Below are 16,759 nucleotides of genomic sequence, written 5' to 3'. Positions count from 1 at the left end.
AATGAACGAAATCGGAAAATTACTCACCGAAACAAGAATAAAAAAAGATCTTGAGCTTGACCAAGTTGCAAGAGAAACAAATATAGCCAAAAGGTACTTGGAAGCCTTGGAAAGCGATGATTATAGCGTTTTCCCCGCAGAGCCGTATATCGTAGGTTTTTTGAGAAATTATTGTGAATATCTGGACCTTGACCCCGAAGAAATAACCAATCTTTATAAACAGATTAAAATACAGGAAACCTCTTTGCCCCCCGATGCCCTATTAGAAAAAAGAGGCTTTGCTTTGTCTAAACCCCTTATTATAGGCTTTGGTGTATTGGCAGCTATTGCATTAATAATTATAGTAGTTTTTTTTGCAATTAAAAGCTGGATACCGGCAATACAGCAAAAACGCAGCCGGGAAAATGCTGTAACCGAAGTCCGGGAAACAAGGGAAGCAAAAACATATGAAATAAATCAGCAAAAGTATGAACAAAGAGTATTTGAGGGTGATGTTTTAAAATTAAGCATAAAAGATAAAGAACACAAGATTGAGGTAGAAAAAATAAGCCCTAAATTAAACTTAAAAACCGGATTGGGAAATCAAATCATAAGCTTAGGACAGACAGTAAAAATAGATCTTGATAATGATTTGACACCGGATATAGAAATTACTTTAGAAGATATCGATAAAAGTAACTCAGAATCCGGAGCTCTGGTATCTATCTTGACCGGAAATAATATTGCACAGGGAACACCCTCTGCAGGAACGGACTTAGTCGTTTCCGAAGGAGACTCTCAAGCATCTGCTGCTTACAAGGTATTGTTTGAAAGCGGGTCTGCCTATCCCGTAACCCTAAATGCTACATTTAGGGGCTACTGCCTATTCAGACATGAGGCGGACAGAGCTAACAGGGAAGAAAGATACTATCAAAAAGCCGAACAGCTTACCGTTCAAGCCAATAACGGTCTAAGAATTTGGGCATCCAACGGAAATGCAGTAAAACTCCAAGTAGTTGCAGGCGGTAAAACAGTAGATTTGGAAGTCAGCCGGCCGGGAGAAGTTATCGTAAAAGACCTCAAGTGGATACGGGACGATGAAACCAAACGCTTTAAATTCATAGTTGTAGATGTCGATTAAAATAGATGCTTCAAAAAAAATTTTTTATGGACTTGCACGGCTGTGCAAAAAACCAGGTTGATGCAGAGCTTATAATAGGGATAATGGATAATTTATCGTGGGAAAACACCTCCAACCCCGATGATGCCGATCTTATCATAGTAAATTCTTGCGGATTTATTAATTCTGCAAAGGAAGAATCGATAAATGCCGTATTACAGGCTAAGGCAGCCCACCCTAAGGCTAAGATTCTCTTAGCAGGATGTTTGGCAGAGCGTTATGCCGAGGTGCTTAAAAAGGATTTACCTGAAGCAGACGGTATTTTTGGCAACGGAAACCTTTATCTATTGCCCCAATTAATAGAGACTATGTTTTCTAAACATACCTTGCCCGAAAAAAGCAGCGAAAAAGCCCTTGTTCCGCCTCAAACAGGAGTCTGCGGAGGGGAAAGACCTAAGATACTTAACTTTCCGCGTTCTGCCTATATCAAAATAACCGAAGGCTGTGATAATTTTTGCAGTTTTTGTGCCATCCCCCTTATCAGAGGCCGGTTAAGAAGCCGATCTGTAAAAGACATCTGTGATGAAATAAAAGCCTTTTTAGAAAAGGGCTTTTATGAATTTAACCTGATCGGACAAGACCTAGCCGCCTATCAAACAGGAAAAGATGACCTAAAAAAGGCTGAATTGCATAAAAAAAACTACTCCGGCTTAGCCCTCCTTTTAAAGAGCATTTCTGAAATAAACGGCAATTTTAAGATAAGATTACTCTACATTCATCCGGACCATTTTCCGCTTGACATTCTTCCTATAATGACGGCAGATAAAAGATTTTTGCCCTATTTCGATATTCCCTTTCAATCAGGGGCACAAAAAATAATAAGGGCTATGAACAGAAAAGGCTCTGCCGAAGTTTACCTTGATATCGTAAAGAATATAAGGGAAGCGTTTAAAAAAGCAAACAGTCCATATGGAGAACCTCAAATACGGACAACTTTTCTGGTAGGCTTTCCGGGTGAAACGGATGAGGACTTCAATGAAACTATCGCCTTTTTAAAGAACTTAGAACCTCTTTGGTCGGGAGGCTTTACATATTCAAGGGAAGAAGATACTCCTTCATACTCTTTTAAAGGAAGAGTCTCACAAAAAACAGCCGAATTCCGCCTTGCCGAAATACAAAATATCCAAACCTCCATAACCGAAAAAAAACTTGATTCTTTTATAGGAAAAGAAATAGAGGTCTTAGTAGAAGAGCTTATTCCGGCAGATCGGCTTTTTGAATTTAATGAGGATGAAGAGACGGAACTTGAAGAGGATACAACATTCTTAGCCCTTGGGCGGACCTGGTTTCAAGCACCTGAAGTTGACGGAGCCGTCATTTTAAGCTTTGACTTAGACAAAAAAGACACGGACGGAAATACCATAGTCCCCGGCTCCATTGTAAAAGCAAAAATCTTAGCCAGAAACGGTTTTGATTTGGAAGCTCTAGCCGTTTAAAACTTATCCATAAAAAATATCATAATTTATAAAGCCTTATAAAAACACGCCGATACTGTAATGAGGTATAATTAATTCGGCCTTAGAATATTTTAGAGGGTTTACTAATTCTTCATAAATATGATAAAATAGGTATTGGAGATTTAAATTGCGTACGAGTTTAAAAGTTCTTATAAGTTTAGTCATCTCTTTAGCTGTATTTTCAGGTCTTTTGTTTTTAACAGCCTCAGATTATGAGTCTTTTACGGAAACAAAAATATATAAGCCGGCCATCTTACGGCATGTCAATGAAAACCTGGAAGAGATCGAAAGAGCTTTTATAGCATGGAATGAAACAAATACCGAGCTATTTAAAAATTTTCTTCGTGAAGAATCATTAATGTCGGCTGTAAAGCAAGATCAAGACCGATCCGACATAGAAGAAAGAAATAACGTTATTGCAAAAATAATATCGACCATCCCCGGATTTGCAGGATTGAGAATAATCGACTCCCAATACCAAAAAATCCACTTTAGTACCTTTCCGGAAGACATTCTAAACAAGACAAACTCAATGCTTTCATATAAGAAGTATAACGATACAGGTAATTTGATTCCATACCAGCATATAGCATCTGCAGACAAGTCGGAAGTAAAAATTACGGCCTCAACAGCTTTTGATGTGATTCTATATTGTTTGCCTTTTTACGATACCTATGATGTATATAGGGGAACGGCCGTTTTTTATATCTCAGGAAACAGCTTTTTATATCATTTGGTTTCGCAAAATATCCTTTCAATCAGTGACGGTTTAGCCCTCCTGTCCGATGAAGCCCATACCATAATAGGTATTTTGACAGGTAACCATAATGTTGTTTCTCCGGAATTAAAAGAAGTCGTTCTTAATGACTGGGAAAGGGTACCTCAAACTTTACGCATAATAGGCCTTGAAGGAGAGGATCGCTGGGTTCTTATCACAAAAAAATCCGACTTTGGTTATATAGGCCGTATAACCGAAAAGAACGTTTTTATGTTTCCCATGGCCGTCAAATATTTTTTGGTTTTTACGGTATTTGTAACCATCTTTTTAATGTTCTTTTTATTATTAAATTTAAAGAGAAATAAACTATTTGTTGCACAAAATAAAATTCAACAACTGCATTGGTCCATCCTAAAAAACTATTTAAAAACATCTCAAAAAGAAAATTGGGCAGAACTTCAAAAAGAGCTTGAGTATCATAGGCATGAGGTAAATGCGGAAATAAAGAAGGGCTTAGGAAAAAAAGCGCTTGAGACAAAGGGAAAAGAAATAGATGATTTCTTGCAAAATAGTTGGCAAGAAATATTTGACATTATAAATAAAACCTCAATAAACAAATCCCTCAGCCAAGACCTAAAAAATATAAAAGCTGAAGAGCTGATAAATCTATTGATGGAAGCGGTAAAAACGCAAAAAGATGGTTCCGATAAGCCAACACCGGCTGCCGAATCGTCAGAATCGCCCGATCGGCTCTCTGAGGTTGAAAAACTTGACGAGATAGAAGAAGTTGAAACTGTTGAAAAACTTGACGAGATAGAAGAAGTTGAAACTGTTGAAGAACTCGATGAGATAGAAGAAGCTGAAACTGTTGAAGAACTCGATGAGATAGAAGAAGCTGAAACTGTTGAAGAACTCGATGAGATAGAGGAAGTTAAAACTGTTGAAGAACTCGATGAGATAGAAAAAGCTGAAACTGTTGAAGAGCTTGACGAAGTAGAAGAAGCTGAAACGGTTGAAGACCTCGATGAGATAGAGGAAGTTGAAACTGTTGAAGAACTAGATGAAGCAGAAGAAGCTGAAACTATTGAAGAACTAGATGAAGCAGAAGAAGCTGAAACGGTTGAAGAGCTCGATGAGATAGAGGAAGTTGAAACTGTTGAAGAAGTAATCGATGAAATAGAAGATATCGATGACCCAATGCTCCGCTTAAACGATTTAGGATATACTATTTCGGGTTTGGATTTTTCGGAACTTGATGTCCCTATTTCGGAACTGGAAAAAATAGAAGCTAAAAAGGTTGAATACATTACTGACGATTATAGCCCTATACGCTCAATGTGGGGAAAATATGACGACAGTCCCATCTTGGGAACTCTGGATGTAGTAGGAGAAAGTGAACCTGTTCCTTTGCTGGATGTAAACGAAGAGCAAACAATAGTAAACGAGGACGGTGTCTTTATTATCCGTAAAACAGAACCGGTAAAACCTGAAAATAAAGATTTTAAGGCTCTTGTTGACTCAGTACTTAGATAGCACCAAAATGCAAACAATTTTAGACAATTTTAAAAGGTTTCTTTTTATTTTATTTTTTTTTATAGCTTGTTTAAGTATTGTACCATGCCAAAATAGAAACAAACTTGATACCTTTAATTTTAACCTTGATAATCCATGGCTTAGTCTAAAAGCTATCCAAACTGCCTATCCGGATCTTGTAAAGAATATTTCCTTTGATTCGGAATTAAACGATTGGTTTATAACGATAAGAAATCAAAATTTGTATTGGGCAGATGGGAGACTTTTACCGAAAAAAGATCTTAAAAACAAACAAAGATGGGCCCCTATAATTTCTTATTTTTATTCTGATGAAATACAAAATCCTAAAGACTTTTCTGAAGACCTTATATCGGCATTAAAACCTGAAAGTCTAATAAAGAATCGAAAAGTAACCCCTCCTCCAAATTACACCTTTTTTATGCTTTTATTTAATGGGAAAAACCGCAAAGAGATTATAAAGCAAATACGCCGATCACGTTTCTTGGGTTATGATGTCTGGGTGCATCAACGTGTTGTAGGGCCTTTAAGGCGTGTTCAAGCAAAAATATATGAAGCCCAAAAAACAAACACGGAAGTTAAAAAATTTTTAAAAGAACTAAACCAGTGTTGGAGCTTTAACTGGAGGGTTATAGCAGACTCCGGTAAACTTAGCAACCACAGCTGGGGCTCGGCTATCGATCTTTTACCGGCAAACTACAGAAACAAAAAAATCTATTGGTTTTGGGAAGCGGCCAGGAATGATTATTGGATGAAAATAATGCCCTACAGAAGATGGATACCTCCTAAGGCCGTAATAGATGCTTTTGAAAGTGAAGGTTTTATCTGGGGCGGTAAATGGACCCTCTGGGATAATATGCATTTTGAATACCGCCCCGAACTTTTATATATCCGGAATTTTGTTCTATATTCGGAATTTAATACATTTATAGCACAGGACACAAAGAAGTTATATCAAAAGCCTGAAACGGAAACAATTACACTTGATAAAAAAATACCACCGCAGCTTGCAGATATTTTTCAAATGGCAGAATTAGTAAAATTTACCTTATCCTTTTCCAATAATCTGATGTCCTTTTACGGTATCGGTGATAAAGCTCAAGAAAATCATATTGAGGAAGAAAATATAGAAGAACCTCAAGAACCAAAATACCTGGAGGAAATGATTGATTAAGATTATTTTAGGAATATTTATAATTGCAATATCCTTTTTAGTTGGACTTATTATCGGAAAATATAAAGAAAGGAGTTTGAATCTAAAGAATTTAAAAGAAGCCAGAAAGGATGCCGTAAAACGCTCAAGAGCAATATTAAACGGACAGCTTTCAGAGCAGCTCGCACCGTTTTTTCCCGGTTTTCCTGCAGATCCCACCGAGATACATTTTATCGGTAAGCCGATAGACTACATAGCATTTAACGGATCATCTCAAGGCTCCATCAAAGATATAAGCTTTATAGAAGTAAAGACAGGCTCATCATCTTTGAGTGCCGTTGAAAGATCATTAAAAGATGCTGTGGAAAAAGGAAAAATAAAATATGTAGAATACAGGGTAGATAGAGATTTTAGATTAAACCGTATAAAAAAGCAGTAAAATGAATAAAAATACATATTTTTCTTAAAAATACTTGACAGTTTTTATTTAATTTGATAGATTATATCCACACACAGAAAAGATACACATACTACTTCAAAAAGACCCCCCGTATCCTCCTTTCGGGGGTTCTTTTTCTTTATTCGTGCGGAGGGTTTAATACCCTGACGCTCTGCGTCGGGGTTGTTGATTTTGATCAAGAATTTATTCTACCTTATAAAAAAATCCTTATCTATAATTTCAACAGAAATCTCATCATTCCCAAAAACCGAAATGGAATTATCTTTATAAAATAAAAAACAGGCGGGCATTTTAGGTCTGCCGATAAGAGGGAACTCTTCCGCCGCCAATTTTTGTAAAAGAGCTCTTGTTTTTCCTTCAGCTAAAACATAGCCGGAAGTAGAAAGAGCATCTGCAAGGGCAGAGCTTTCACTCATAATGGAAACGGCATTTAAATCGTTTTGTACAGGATAACCTGTCTTTGAATCAAAGATATGATGATAAAGCACCCCGTCTTTCTTTATAAATCTTTCATAGTTCCCTGATGTTACAAGTGAAGCATCTTGAAGATCCATAACGACAACAGAATTATTCTTACCGATTATAGGGTTCCTAAGAGCAGCCTTCCAAGTTTTTCCCGACGGATTTTTACCTGAGGCAAGAATATTTCCGCCTAAATCTATTAAAAAATCCTTTATACCATAATCTAAAATTATTTTTGCAATCTTATCGGCGGCATAGCCCTTTGCAATACCGCCAAGATCCAGCCTCATGCCTTCTTTTTGCAAAAACACCTTGTTTCCGGCACCTAGGATTACATCTTTATAGTCTAAAAGAGGAAGGACCTTTTTAATATCGTCAGGTGAAGGAACGGCCTCATTTTCAAAGCCTATGTTCCAAAGCTTTACCAAGGGGCCGATAGCCGGATTAAAGGCACCATCGGTGAGCTCAGCCATCATAAGGGAAATTTGCAAAAGCTCGTATAATTCCGGCGAAACCTCTATAGGAGAAAGACCGGCCGCTTTGTTTAAGCGCTCAAGTTCCGATTCCCCTGTATTAATCAAGCCCTTTAGGTTATTATTTTCTGCAGAAAGCTTATCGGTGTTTGCATTAAAGATTGAATCAAGCCTCAGCAGAGTTTCATACATCTTTTCTAAAACTTCTTCAGCCTTTTTTTTAGGCTCGGAGGTCAGGATACGCACCCTGCAAACCGTTCCAAGAGAAAGCCATGTTTTAGAATATTCGGTTCGTGCAGGCGTACAAGAAAAAATAAGAAGAACTAAAAAAAAGAAAAAAAATTTTAAATGTTTAAGCATAAAAGAAAGGCCGATATCAATTGTCTTGTACTTTTTTTTGCTTTATTCCGTTTAAAATTAAATTTATACAAAGCCCTATTCCGCAGCAAACTATAAAAGAGTCGGCAGCGTTAAATGTAGGCCAGCGCTCCATGCCCAAAATACCGAAAAATTTTACATCTATAAAGTCTACAACACCTTCAGATCTAAAAAAACGGTCTATGAGGTTTCCGAAGCCTCCGCCTATTATGCCGCATATAAACCATCTTTGAGCCTTTGTCAATTCCGCCGATCTTAGATAGGCCCCGGTAAGGGCTACTAAGAGTAAAAATGGTAAAAAAACCAAGAATATCTTTCTTGGAATTTCTCCGAAACCGGCTCCAAGACTGAAGGCTGCCCCGGTATTGTATACAAGCCTTAAATTCAAAAGGTCTCCGATTACCGGAATAGCTTCATTTACGGACATATATTTTACAACTAAAATTTTAGTAACTTGGTCTACAATAATAACTATTGCAGTAAGCAAAAAAGGAAGATAATAATCTTTTTTATTATTCACAGGATCCTGCCTTATAATACATATAGATTTTGTTCTTTTGACCGGCGTGTATTAACATAACGGGTTAGGTCGGTCATGTTTTGTACGATAATTCTATCATCATAAACGGATATACGGCCTTGATCTATGAACTTACGCATACTATCCTCTGTTTCTTCTTTTGAAAGGCCAGCCCAACGGGAAACCTCTTCAATGGTCGTATCAAAGGAGCGCATTTCCGTAGTGCGGTCAAGGCTGGGCTGGGTTTCATCCAGCATTAAAAAGACGTCTGCAATTCTTGCAGGTCTGTCTTCGATAGTTAAAATCATAAATCGGCGCCGTTGGGCATAGATTCGCCTTACAAAGGTCTTTAAAAGACGCATAGCAATGGCCGGATTTCCCTTCATTAGTATTTCAAAGTTTTCTTTATTGAATTCGAGGGCCATCACATCGTCATAAGCTATGGCTGAGGCTGAACGGGGAGAGTTATCCAATATGGCCATCTCTCCGAAAATTTCTCCCGGCTGCAGAATATCAAGGTTTTTTTCAAAGCCGTTTATAATCTTTATAAGCTGAACACGGCCTGACTGTATTAAATAGAATGAGGACCCGGGTTCAAATTCTGCAAATATAACAGAACCTTTAGGAAATTTTTTTGCAAATCTTGAAAATGAAGAAAAAAGATCCGACATAGTTTACGCTCCTTGCAGCCGGCTGCTGCACTCTTTTTGCAGTTCCCTAATTTTACCTATTATATCGGCACCTGACAAGATGGCAGCCTTATCAAAAAAAGCAATTGCCTTATCGGGTCTTTCCATATCCATATAACACATACCCAGATACATAAGGGCATCTCCTATCTTTAAAGACTTGGGATGCTGGGAAATAAAGCCCGTTAAGAGCTGTAAGCAGCGTACATATTCCTTTTGAGAGTGCAAACTCTTTCCGGCTCCGATGTAAGCATTATCGGTAATCTCATCACCGGCCCCGGCTTCGATTACGGCATGATATTGATCATAGGCAGCTTCAAATTCTCCCTTTTCAAAAAGATCTTCAGCCTTATTATACGCAAGATGAACAGTGCCGTCAGTAACTGCAGCCGGTTTTTCGTGATGAGTAAGAACGGCATCATTATTGTGCCCTTCTGCATTTCCAAAAGAACGGCCTGCAACTTCCGACGTACTTCTGACAATCTGGTCTACTTGTGAAATATACTTTCCGTTAGGATAGATAGCCTTATACCTTGCCCCTACCTGTCCTGCAGCCTTATAGTGTTGGGAGGAATAAAAGGCATTCATAACATTGAAAAGGCCCTCTTCAGGATTTGTTTCTTCTTCACTATCCAAAAGCGAGGCCAGCTGTCTATGGATAGTCCTTAATTGACGGGAAAAAACCTTGATCATCTGTAAAATAATACGGGTATTTGTCTGTGCAAAGGCTTCAAATTCCTTGCTTGTAAAAGAATAAACTATGGAGTCGGTTAGAACCATTGCGCTTTCTTCTCTTGGATAATTGCCCAATGCGGATTTTACTCCAAAAAATTCTCCGGTCTTTATATAATCGGTAACCTGCTCTCCCGTTTCAATGTCTATAGATGTGAGAGCTATGCTGCCCGTGTTTAAGAGGAAAACGCGTTCATCAAAGTCTCCCGAGAAATAAACTACTGAATTTGCCTTGTAATTAATAGCCTTAGGCATTACGGCCTCCCAATATAAAACTTGCGTTCTAATATTCTAACATATTTTTTAAGAAAAACCTAGTCCTTCTTTCTTTTTTTTGATATAATCTTTGTTTATGGTGGATTTACACACGCACTCAACAGCATCGGATGGAACCCTTAGCCCAACGGAACTTGCAGCTGCCGTTAAAAAAGCCGGAATTTCGGCCTTTGCCTTAACAGACCACGATATTTTAAGCGGACTTGATGAGGCTGCTGCAGAAGCCGCAAAACAGGGCATAATTTTTATACGCGGTGTAGAAATAAGCGTTAAGTGGAGCCCCGGAGAGCTTCATTTGTTGGGGCTTGATTTACGCAAAAATTCTCATGAGCTTAATATGCTCTTACAGGATCTGCAGGATGAAAGGATCAATAGGAATCAGAGAATGGCCGAAAAGTTAAAAAAGGCCGGCTTTGATATTTCATATGAAAAGGTCAGAGACTTTGCAGGCGGAGATAAGGGCTTAGGAAGGCCCCATTTTGCAGCCTACATGGCAACCCATAAAATGGTCAAAAAAAATCAGGAAGCCTTTGATAAGTATTTTGCCAAAGGGAGGCCTTTTTTTGAAGAAAAAGAAAATGCCGGCCTTGCTGAGGCAATTTCGGCCGTAAAATCGGCAGGGGGAATCCCTGTTTTAGCCCATCCAATGTCTCTGTATTTATCTTGGTCTTCTCTTCCCGATGTTATAGCCGATTTTAAAAAACAGGGCCTTGTAGGGCTTGAAGCGTGGAATTCTTCGACAAAGTACAATGATTGCAAGCGATTAGAAAAACTGGCGGCCTCCCTCGATATGCCTATAACTGCGGGAAGCGATTTTCACGGCTCAATCCGAAAGGACAGAAAACTCGGAGAAACATCAAAGAACAGTATAAAGATTGAAGACCGATTTTATGAAAATTTAAGGGCACTTCATCCTGACCTTCCTCCTCTGCCTATAGCAAAATAGGCCTTTATTAGAAGATTAAAATTATGCAAAAAGAAATAGTAAAAACAAAAAAGATGGTTTTCGGAGCCTCATGTATAGCAGACTTAAAGAACGGCAAGACCGTTTTTGTTCCTTATTCACTTCCCGATGAGGTTTTGGAAATTTCAATAGTAAAAGAACATAAAAATTATACCGAGGGAAAAATTGAAAAAATTTTAGAAAGTTCTCCCCACAGGGTAGAACCGAAATGCCCTCACTTTTATGCTTGCGGAGGCTGTAATCTTCAAACAGCCGATGACGAGTATCAGCGCCTTCTGCGTAAATCAATGGCGCTTGAAGCCCTTGACAGGACCTTGAGTTCCAAGTTTAATTCTATTACCGAAAAATCTAAAACGGGAAAAGTTCCTTTTGAAAAACCTCTTCTTGAAAAGAGCATTTTTGTAAACGGCCCGGATTGGGAATATCGATCCCGCTTTCAGTTTTACGTTGACGGGGACGGCTCGCTTTCTTTAAAAGAAAATAAAAGCTCCGATTCGGTAAAGATAAGGGATTGTCCTGTTGCAGTACCTGCAATAAGAAATCTTTTAAAATCCGATTTAAAAGAATCTGAACCGAATTCCAGAGTCCACATTTTTTCGGATGGAAAAAATATTTTTACCGAAAAAAACGCAAAAGACTGTGAGGTGCGGATTGCAGGAAAGAAGATAAAATTTAACCCCTTGGGCTTTTTTCAATCGAATTTAAAAATGACCCAAAAACTGATAAACACGATTTTTGAACATTCAAAAATTTCAGATCGAGTTTTGGACTTTTATTCGGGTGTAGGAACCTTTTCTCTCTTTGCGCATGATAAGGCAAAAGAGATTCATCTTGTTGAGCATAATAAACACGCCCTCGCCTATGCTAAGGAAAATTTTGAGCTAAATAAAAATTCTGCATCAAAGGGAATTAAAGGAATCTCCAAAGATAAAAGCTCAGAGCCTAAAATCTTTTTTCATGGCCTCGACGGAAAAAATTGGGCAAAGACAAAGGAATCAAAGCTCAAATTCGATACGGTTTTTATAGACCCCCCGAGAAGCGGCATAGATAAGGAAGCCCTGTCTTGGCTTTGCTCAAGCGGCACAGGCCAAATTTTTTATATTTCCTGCGACCCCGTAACCTTCGCCCGCGATACTGCGAAACTTCTTTTATCAGGCTACAAGTTGGAACAACATTTTCTATTTGATTTTTATCCTCAAACCCATCACATCGAAACTATGGGAATTTTTAAAAAGAGTTAATTCTCAAACGTTCCCTATTTCTATAATATATAAGTTTTTTGTCTCTAAATTTTCTTATTTACTAAATCCTTATAAATATGCTATAATACCATAGATATACAAATAATAAGAGTAGTCGACAAAATAATTACTGTGCAAGAGTAATCGAACTGGGCGATTTCCGACTCGGATAAAAAGTTGTTGCAACATAGAGTTGATATTCCGGATAAGCAGATAAAAGAATATTATACTGATTATAAAAACTGAGGAATTATAAATAATTTTAATTTAAATAGGAGTGAAAAATTAATGTCTTACGAAACAGTTATTGAACAAGTAAAAATGCTGCCGGAACCGCTTTTAGCTTCAGTATCAGCATTTATCAAGCTGCTTGAAACAGAGCAAGGTAATTTTACGAAAAATCATACAGAACAAACAAAACCCAAAACTAAACAAGCCTTTTTTGCATTAGCCGGAAAGATTCACCTTGATCAGGATACAGTTATCGAATTACGTGAGGCGAGCTTGATATGATTTTAGTAGACACAAATATTATTATAGATTTTTGGAATAAGCCTACAATCACTGCTGAAAAAATATTTTCTGAAAATGATATTGCAATATGTGGTGTTATAAAAGCAGAACTTTTACGTGGAAGTAAATCTGCTGATGAATTTGCACAAATACAAACATCCCTTGCAGATTTTTATTATTTGAATTTTGCAGAAAATGATTGGATTACACTTGCAAAACAGTTTATAGCACTTAAGAAAAACGGACTTGTTGTTCCATTCCAAGATGCAATGATTGCATTTCTTGCAATAAAATATGGTTGCGAAGTGTGGACAAACGATAAACATTTTAAACTGATGCAAACGGCTATTCCGCAACTTAAGCTTTTTCCGATGTGAGGTAATAATCATGGTTATAGCTATTTTTAATTAGATGTAGCCAATTCGATAGTAACAGCAGCTACCCACCTATTGCCCTTCCGTTCAAAAATCGTGATGTTATCAACCGGAAAGTCTTCAACAATATTCAGTTCATTCATAACCTCAAGAGCCTTTGCCGTTATCCCCGGTGGAATATCCCGATTTGAAACGGTGGCGTGAGGCCGGAAGGGTCTCCGGTCTTTTTTGGTACAGCCCGGACAGGCATTCAAAATTGCTTTTACGGTTTCATCACGAAGCTTTGTCCAATTTTCATCTGCAACTACTTTTGCAAAAAGAGTTCTATCTCCAAACGCATCAAAATTATCCATATGAGCCGTAAAACCTAAGCCCTTAGGCAAGACTTCGTTTTCAATTGCTCTTATTAAATTATCGGTTGAATGATCTTTCTGCAATCTGAACGGAGGTACAAGAGTAACATGGATTGGAGTACCATGCCCTGACTTACACCCGTAAGCCCTGTTCATATATTGCCGGCAATCTTCAAGCCTAAGACTTATATCCTCCGGTAACAAGACACCAATAAAATGCGTCTGTTGCGGAATATTGTTTTGTTTCATGTTTGCAATTATAACATAGAATTGCAAATCGTTCTATAAGAGATTATACATTAAAAAATTTAAGACCCTTGCCTATTTATCGGCATTGTTGTATAGTAGAGTCATGAAAAACTCAACTACACCTAAACGTTCCGAGATCGCCAAGAGCGACAAATGGAATATCGAATTACTTTTTAAGAATGATGAAGAATGGGAAAAGGCCCTTGCTGCCATTCCCGAAGGCGGAAAAGAAATCTTAAAATATAAGGAAGCCTTTTCCAAGCCTGAAACAATCGATGCGGCAACCCTGCTTGCCTGCCTCAAGGCTTCAACAGGAGTTGATAGAATTGCAGAAAAGGTCGGGAACTATGCCTTTTTACAAAAATCCTCAAACGAGGGCGATCCTGAAAACATCAAGCGATTGGGCAAATACATGATGACAGTTACGGAGCTTTCGGCTGCAACCAGCTGGCTCATGCCCGCCATCATGGAAATCCCCGAAGAAAAAATCCGCTCATGGATTGATCCTTCAAGCCCCACAGGAAAGGACTTTGCCGATTTTAAGGTTTCCTTGGAAAAGACCCTGCACTTAAAGCCCCACACCCTTTCCGACAAGGAAGAAAAGATTTTAAGCCTTCTAAGCGAGCCCCACGGCACGCCCAGTCAGGCCTTTTCGGTTTTAACGAACGTAGATTTTGACTTCGGCTCTATTAAAACAAAAGAAGGAGATGTAAAACTCACTCAATCTTCTTATTCAAAATTTATGCAGGATCCGGACAGAGCCTTGCGCGAAAAAGCCTATAAGCAGCTTTACGGCACATACGGCGCTCATAAAAACACAATCGCAAGTTTGTATACGGGACAGGTCCAGCAAAACGTAGCCCTTGCAAAAATCAGAGGCTATGGTTCTGCAAGAGAAAAATCCCTCTATGTCGACAAGGTCCCTACAGCCGTTTATGACAACCTCGTAGACACAATCCACAAAAATTTAAAACCCTTGCATAAATTCTATGGTATGTTAAAAAAACATCTGGGCGTTAAAGAGCTCCGCCACTATGACGTTTACATGCCATTAGTAAACGAGGTAAAAAAAGTTACTCCTTATAATGAAGCTGTCGACATCATCACTGAAGCCCTCAAACCTCTTGGAGAAGAATATGTTAAAACAATCAGAGACGGTCTTTTAAACGGCTGGGTAGACAAGTATGAAAATGAAGGCAAACGCTCTGGTGCTTTCTCTTCAGGAGGATATGACAGCGTTCCTTATATCTTGATGAACTACAAAGAAGATGTTATCCGTGACGTATTCACGCTTGTACATGAGGGCGGCCACTCCATGCACTCATGGTACTCAGTCAGGAACAATCCTTATCCCTGCTACCATTACACAATCTTTGAAGCCGAGGTTGCCTCTACCTTTAATGAAGAGCTCTTATTCAGGCACATGATTAAGACTACAACCGACCCGAAAATGAGAGCCTATCTTTTAAGCGTCAGAGCATCGGATATCCTCGCAACCCTCTACAGACAAACAATGTTTGCAGAGTACGAAAAGATTACTCACGCCCTTGTCGAAAGCGGCACACCTCTTACAGTCGAAAACTTGCGAAGCGAATACAAAAAACTTTTGGAACTTTACTTCGGTCCCGAAATGGTATTCGAAGATGTAAGCGATTTGGAAGGCATGAGGATTCCGCACTTTTACAGGGCCTTCTATGTTTACAAATATGCAACAGGAATTTCCGCCTCAATGGCTCTCGCCGAAAGGGTTTGCTCAGGCGGCGACAAAGAAAGAGAAGACTACTTTAAGTTCTTAAAATCGGGAGGCTCACGCTATCCGATTGAGTCACTCAAACTTGCAGGCGTTGACATGGCAAGTCCCGCTCCGGTACAAGCAGCCTGTGATAACTTTGCAAAGATTGTAGACGAACTTGAAAAAGCGCTTGAAGAATTAAAAAAATAAGAATAAAAGGCTTTAACAAAAATGATTCAGGAAAATGAAGAAACCTTGCTCAATTCCGATTTATTTAAAGCCTTTTTAAAAAAAGACCTTAACCGCTGTGATTTTATATCGCAGTGGTTAAACGCCAATAAGGTTCCGCACAGCATAGTGAACCTTGCACAAAAAAAACACATCATCATAAAATACCCTGCACAGTTTTACGATAAGAATTTTAAGATGAAAACCCTCGTGGCTCACTATGACAGGGCTCCAAATACCCAAGGAGCCAACGACAATTCCGCCTCTTGTTTTATCCTCATGAACTTTGCAAAAAAATTATGCGCTTACACAAAGGCCCACAACATAAAAATTATCTTTACCGACGGTGAAGAAGCAGGAGCAGCCGGTCTTAGAGAGCAAGGATCTTACACACTTGGAACAGGATTGAAAAAACTTAAAATGGATGAGGATGATATTTTTGTATTTGACATGTGCGGAAGAGGCGATACCCTAATCCTTTCACGTTCGGGCATTTTCGGACGGGATAAAGAAAAAACCAAAAGGCTCGACGAGCTTCATAAGCGGGCAGGCCTCCTTGCTCAAAGGGCTTGTCCGAATCAATGGCTTTCAATGCTGACGGCTTACAGCGACAATGCAGGCTTTATCGCAGCGGGCCTCTATGCCCAAGTCATAACCGTTCTCCCGCGGGAAGAAGCCGCAACTCTTTTACATTATCTCCCTCAGGAAAAAGCAGCCTCTCCATTGAGCAGCCTCCATCAAAAGAAAACAGCCATGGGTGAACTCACAGACATGGTAATAAAAAACCAAAAGCCGCCTAAAGGTTCCCCCTTCGAAAAAATCATCCCTTTTACATGGCAGCTCATGCACACAGCCGATGACAAGATTGAAACTCTAACTAACGAAGCCGTTAGTCTGACTGAAAAATATCTTAAAGCCTTGACAGACAATTACCGCTAAAACTACTTAAGGGAACTTCTAAAAACTTCAGCTTTTTAGAAGGTTTCTTTGAATTTAATTTGCGACGTTTTTCATAAGTCATTCAACAGCTAAAGACTTATGAAAAACTCGACGGGCATATCTAAAATCCAACAAGGC

Annotated in this window: 16 protein-coding genes; 11 read left to right on the top strand and 5 right to left on the bottom strand. The window is 38.7% G+C overall.

The window, feature by feature from the left end:
- The first annotated feature begins 1 nt into the window (after nt 1).
- From E4O04_RS03735 to E4O04_RS03715, 5 genes are all read left to right on the top strand, one after another.
- Nucleotides 2–1,120 (top strand): helix-turn-helix domain-containing protein, encoded by a 1,119-nt coding sequence (locus E4O04_RS03735; RefSeq protein ID WP_253685383.1) that lies wholly within the window; start codon nt 2–4, stop codon nt 1,118–1,120.
- A 26-nt stretch (nt 1,121–1,146) separates the two neighbouring features.
- Nucleotides 1,147–2,595: a MiaB/RimO family radical SAM methylthiotransferase gene (locus tag E4O04_RS03730; RefSeq protein WP_253710800.1), complete on the top strand. Its 1,449-nt coding sequence runs from the start codon at nt 1,147–1,149 to the stop codon at nt 2,593–2,595.
- A 148-nt stretch (nt 2,596–2,743) separates the two neighbouring features.
- The gene (locus E4O04_RS03725; RefSeq protein ID WP_253709988.1) at nt 2,744–4,867 is read left to right on the top strand and encodes a hypothetical protein; all 2,124 of its coding nucleotides are present in this window, start codon (nt 2,744–2,746) and stop codon (nt 4,865–4,867) included.
- Nucleotides 4,848–6,059, top strand: a complete 1,212-nt coding sequence (locus tag E4O04_RS03720; RefSeq protein ID WP_371921922.1) for a M15 family metallopeptidase — start codon at nt 4,848–4,850, stop codon at nt 6,057–6,059. Before E4O04_RS03725 ends, E4O04_RS03720 begins: the two co-directional genes overlap by 20 nt.
- On the top strand, nt 6,052–6,477 hold the full coding sequence (locus E4O04_RS03715; protein WP_253685389.1) for a Holliday junction resolvase-like protein: 426 nt from the start codon (nt 6,052–6,054) through the stop codon (nt 6,475–6,477). The genes E4O04_RS03720 and E4O04_RS03715 overlap by 8 nt, the downstream gene beginning before the upstream one ends.
- Before the next feature lie 209 nt (nt 6,478–6,686).
- Here E4O04_RS03715 and E4O04_RS03710 read toward each other — a convergent pair whose 3' ends face one another.
- Genes E4O04_RS03710 through E4O04_RS03695 form a run of 4 tightly spaced genes read right to left on the bottom strand, consistent with a single transcriptional unit; the run spans nt 6,687 to nt 10,007 of the window.
- Entirely contained in the window at nt 6,687–7,793 is a 1,107-nt protein-coding gene (locus E4O04_RS03710; protein WP_253709985.1) for an FAD:protein FMN transferase, read from the bottom strand.
- 16 nt (nt 7,794–7,809) lie between these two features.
- Entirely contained in the window at nt 7,810–8,331 is a 522-nt protein-coding gene (lspA, locus tag E4O04_RS03705) for a signal peptidase II (RefSeq protein WP_253685393.1), read from the bottom strand.
- 11 nt (nt 8,332–8,342) lie between these two features.
- Complete coding sequence (locus tag E4O04_RS03700) at nt 8,343–9,002, bottom strand: Crp/Fnr family transcriptional regulator (RefSeq protein WP_253685395.1); 660 nt, start codon at nt 9,000–9,002, stop codon at nt 8,343–8,345.
- A gap of 3 nt (nt 9,003–9,005) precedes the next feature.
- Nucleotides 9,006–10,007 carry a cyclic nucleotide-binding domain-containing protein gene (locus E4O04_RS03695; protein WP_253685397.1) on the bottom strand — a complete coding sequence of 334 codons (1,002 nt, stop codon included), beginning with the start codon at nt 10,005–10,007 and terminating at the stop codon, nt 9,006–9,008.
- A gap of 97 nt (nt 10,008–10,104) precedes the next feature.
- On the opposite strand from E4O04_RS03695, the gene E4O04_RS03690 reads away from it, so the two are divergent.
- The 4 genes from E4O04_RS03690 to E4O04_RS03675 all read left to right on the top strand — a co-directional run bounded on the left by E4O04_RS03690 (nt 10,105) and on the right by E4O04_RS03675 (nt 13,123).
- A complete protein-coding gene (locus tag E4O04_RS03690; RefSeq protein ID WP_253709982.1) occupies nt 10,105–10,974 on the top strand; it encodes a PHP domain-containing protein in 870 nt (289 codons plus the stop codon).
- A 23-nt stretch (nt 10,975–10,997) separates the two neighbouring features.
- Nucleotides 10,998–12,233 carry a class I SAM-dependent RNA methyltransferase gene (locus E4O04_RS03685; protein WP_253709980.1) on the top strand — a complete coding sequence of 412 codons (1,236 nt, stop codon included), beginning with the start codon at nt 10,998–11,000 and terminating at the stop codon, nt 12,231–12,233.
- Nucleotides 12,234–12,521: 288 nt separating this feature from the next.
- The gene (locus E4O04_RS03680) at nt 12,522–12,746 is read left to right on the top strand and encodes a hypothetical protein (RefSeq protein WP_253685403.1); all 225 of its coding nucleotides are present in this window, start codon (nt 12,522–12,524) and stop codon (nt 12,744–12,746) included.
- Nucleotides 12,743–13,123, top strand: coding sequence for a PIN domain-containing protein (locus E4O04_RS03675; protein WP_253685405.1), 381 nt, complete (start codon nt 12,743–12,745; stop codon nt 13,121–13,123). The genes E4O04_RS03680 and E4O04_RS03675 overlap by 4 nt, the downstream gene beginning before the upstream one ends.
- A gap of 26 nt (nt 13,124–13,149) precedes the next feature.
- Here E4O04_RS03675 and E4O04_RS03670 read toward each other — a convergent pair whose 3' ends face one another.
- Nucleotides 13,150–13,722 carry a 2'-5' RNA ligase family protein gene (locus E4O04_RS03670; RefSeq protein ID WP_253709977.1) on the bottom strand — a complete coding sequence of 191 codons (573 nt, stop codon included), beginning with the start codon at nt 13,720–13,722 and terminating at the stop codon, nt 13,150–13,152.
- 103 nt (nt 13,723–13,825) lie between these two features.
- Between E4O04_RS03670 and pepF the strand changes: the two genes are divergently transcribed.
- Together pepF and E4O04_RS03660 are read left to right on the top strand one after the other, a co-directional pair.
- Nucleotides 13,826–15,664: an oligoendopeptidase F gene (gene pepF / locus E4O04_RS03665; protein ID WP_253709975.1), complete on the top strand. Its 1,839-nt coding sequence runs from the start codon at nt 13,826–13,828 to the stop codon at nt 15,662–15,664.
- 21 nt (nt 15,665–15,685) lie between these two features.
- Nucleotides 15,686–16,621 carry a M28 family peptidase gene (locus E4O04_RS03660; protein ID WP_253709972.1) on the top strand — a complete coding sequence of 312 codons (936 nt, stop codon included), beginning with the start codon at nt 15,686–15,688 and terminating at the stop codon, nt 16,619–16,621.
- Nucleotides 16,622–16,759 lie beyond the last annotated feature (138 nt).

Source organism: Treponema sp. OMZ 799, assembly GCF_024181365.1.
Taxonomy (GTDB): Bacteria; Spirochaetota; Spirochaetia; order Treponematales; family Treponemataceae; genus Treponema_B.
Note: the sequence above shows the minus strand (reverse complement) of the source record. Positions and strands in the feature narration are given on the sequence as shown.